The 510-nt window shown below is 48.8% G+C and carries 1 protein-coding gene; it reads right to left on the bottom strand.

The features are described from left to right. Positions 1-341 (bottom strand): carbon-nitrogen hydrolase family protein (locus ACS8FC_RS21095; protein WP_439298217.1); only part of this gene is annotated, 341 nt, incomplete at its 3' end. Between the last annotated feature and the right edge of the window lie 169 nt (positions 342-510).

The raw sequence follows: 510 nt of genomic DNA, 5'->3' as shown, positions 1-510 counted from the left end.
AAATAGCGCTTATCATAAGTGGCGAGGCGCTGTCCGTTGTCATCTATCAAGATGGCAACATTACTCAGCTCACCACTGGGTCGGCGTTCAGCGAGCCCAAATAGCACATGTAAGTGGTATTTATTAGCAAGTCTCGCCACCTCAATGACAATGGGGCCATCGATCGCTTCTGCTAAATCATCAAGGCGTTCAAAGATGTTGTAGCCTGTGAATGCAAGCTCTGGTAGTGCAATCAGATTGACTTTTGCTTCTACAGCGAGGCGACAAAGCGACTCTAGTGCCTCTAGGTTGACGACTGGTTGAGCCCATAAAGGATTGGTTTGAGCGATCATCAGTTTCATAATACCCCCTCCTCTTGAGCTGGAGTGACAGCATCACTCTGACGGGTAAACAACATCGCACCTAACCAGTAGAGGCTACCTGTGATGATAAAGACAGGTAACGATGCACCAAATGACGGCGGCGCAATCAATGTCCAGTAAGCTGCTAGAGCCGCGCCAATCACGTAAG

The organism is Psychrobacter sp. 1Y4 (assembly GCF_051847555.1).
Note: the sequence above shows the minus strand (reverse complement) of the source record. Positions and strands in the feature narration are given on the sequence as shown.